Origin of the sequence: Limibacillus sp. (assembly GCA_037379885.1) — a bacterium.
GTDB lineage: Bacteria > Pseudomonadota > Alphaproteobacteria > Kiloniellales > CECT-8803 > JARRJC01.
The window spans coordinates 70,993-73,137 of record JARRJC010000024.1; the positions used below are offsets into that span (position 1 = coordinate 70,993).

General features: G+C 62.6%; 3 protein-coding genes. 2 read left to right on the forward strand and 1 reads right to left on the reverse strand.

Annotation, left to right across the window (positions count from 1 at the left end):
- Window positions 1-527: LLM class flavin-dependent oxidoreductase (locus tag P8X75_09215; GenBank protein MEJ1995375.1), on the forward strand; the 527-nt coding region annotated here is incomplete at its 5' end.
- Window positions 528-613: 86 nt separating this feature from the next.
- Window positions 614-1,390 carry an alpha/beta fold hydrolase gene (locus P8X75_09220; GenBank protein ID MEJ1995376.1) on the forward strand — a complete coding sequence of 259 codons (777 nt, stop codon included), beginning with the start codon at window positions 614-616 and terminating at the stop codon, window positions 1,388-1,390.
- On the opposite strand, the gene P8X75_09225 is transcribed toward P8X75_09220, so the two are convergent.
- Window positions 1,387-2,007, reverse strand: coding sequence for a transglutaminase-like cysteine peptidase (locus P8X75_09225; protein ID MEJ1995377.1), 621 nt, complete (start codon window positions 2,005-2,007; stop codon window positions 1,387-1,389). The genes P8X75_09220 and P8X75_09225 overlap by 4 nt on opposite strands.
- Window positions 2,008-2,145 lie beyond the last annotated feature (138 nt).

Sequence of the window (2,145 nt, forward strand, 5' to 3'; positions counted from 1 at the left end):
CGCTTTGGATCGCCGCGCGCGATCCGAACTCGCACAGCTTTGCGGTCGCCAACGGCTGCAACGTGCAGGTGACGCCGCTCTGGCAAGGCGACGAGGAGGTCGAGAGCCTGATGGAGCGCTTCGAGACGGCCTGCGCCGAACACCCTGAGAGGCCCCGGCCCAAGATCATGGTGTTGCGCCACACCTATATCGGGGAGGACGAAGCCGATCTGCGTCAGGCCGCTCAGGACCTCAGCCGCTACTACTGTTATTTCGGCGCCTGGTTCAAGAATGAGCGGCCGGTGACGCAGGGATCGATCCTGGCGCTGGCCGAAGAGGAGATGGCGGGCATGGAGATGTTCTCCCCGGACAAGATGCGCCGTCAGAACGTGGTTGGCACGCCGGAGGAGGTGACCGCGCGGCTGAAGCACTACGAGGCTCTTGGCTACGACCAATACGCCCTCTGGATCGATAGCCTCATGCCGTTCGAACGGAAGAAGGCATCGCTGCGCCGCTTCATCGACCAGGTCATGCCGGCCTTTTCATGAGCGCAACGGATTTGCCTTGGCCGGCGCCCGGCTATCGGCCTCCGCGGCGCTACGGGCAGCTTCGCGATCAGGTCCAGGCAGGGACGATGTTCGATATCGAAGGCGAGGGGCCGGCGCTGGTCTTGGTGCATGGCGTCGGGCTCGATCTCACGCAGTGGGATGCCATGGTCCCGATGCTGCGCGAGGACTTCACGCTGGTGCGCTACGACCTTTGGGGGCATGGCGGCAGCAGCAAGCCCTTGAGCGCGCTGCGGCTGAAGGATTACGTGGCTCAGCTCGCGGACCTTGCCCAGTACCTGCGGCTCGGGCGTTTTGCCCTCGTCGGCTTCTCGATGGGCGCGCTGATCGCGCAGGCCTACGCCGCGCGCTCCCCGGAGCGTCTGGCCGGGCTGTGCCTGATGAGCGCGGTGCATCGCCGCTCCGAAGAGGCGCGCGCGGCCGTGGAGGCGCGGCTTGCCCAGGCGGAGAAGGAGGGGCCCCGGTCCATCATCGAACCCGCCCTCAACCGCTGGCTCACGGCGGAATTCAGGGCGGCGCACCCTGAGGTCGTGCAGCTTTTCAAGGAGCGGCTGGAGAAGAACGACACAAAGGGCTTTCTGACGGCCTATCGGGTCTTTGCGGCGGCGGACCGGGAACTGGCGGACAGTGCGGAGAAGATCACCTGTCCTGCCCTGGTGATGACCGGCGCGCTCGACAGCGGCTCCACCCCGGAAATGGCGAAGAGCCTGGCCGCGGAGCTTCCCGACAGTGAACTTGAGATCCTGGAAGGACTGGCGCATCTGGCGCCGGTTGAAGGAGCTGACCAGGTGTCCGCGAGGCTGAGACGCTTTCTGCGCGGACCCTGCGCGGGGAGGGGCCGTTAGCGATAGACCCAGACGTTGGAGAGATCCACCGAGTACTTCGGTTTGAAGTCGGAGAAGGTGATGGTGTTCTTGACCACGTTGGAGCGGTTGTCGAGCACGTAGATCTGGTTCTCGGCCGTGATCAGCAGAATCGCGTGAAACTCCTTGGTGGAGACGATCTGCCCGACCGTTAGGCCGGGATTCTCTATGTCCGCCCCCGCCGCCATCAGCAAGAAGAGCTTGAAGATCGAGTATCCTTCGCAGTCGATCGTCATGACCGACACCGCTTCTTCGGGGGTTTCCCAATAGTCGGTCTCGCCCCAGGTCACGGCGTCGATTTGGTACTTGAAGGTCTTGTTCACCTTGTCATTCACCTTGTGAATGATGTCCAGCGTCGGCTCCCCCTTCATTTGCTGCGCCCAATCCACCCAGGTCTGTAGATCGTTGAGGCTCATCTGACCGGGCAGTTCGCCAGCGATCCGGCCCCAGCCAGGGACCAGGTTGATCTTGTCGGTCTCGACCTTCTTGCCGCCGACGAGCGGGTCTTCGGCATAGGTGGTGATGAGCTTCATCGCGGACGCGGGGCCTGCCGCCGCAAGGGCGAAGAGCAGCAAGAGGCAGAGGTATACGCGTTGCATCCGGTCGGCCTCCTCAGGGACTTCGAAAAATGTCGCAAGAAATTAATTACAGTTTTTATGTCGTCTGACTATGCTTCACCGGTAAAAATTCTGCGATGTATTTTCCGGCAGCGGCAGTTGTAGGGCATGCTAAATAAC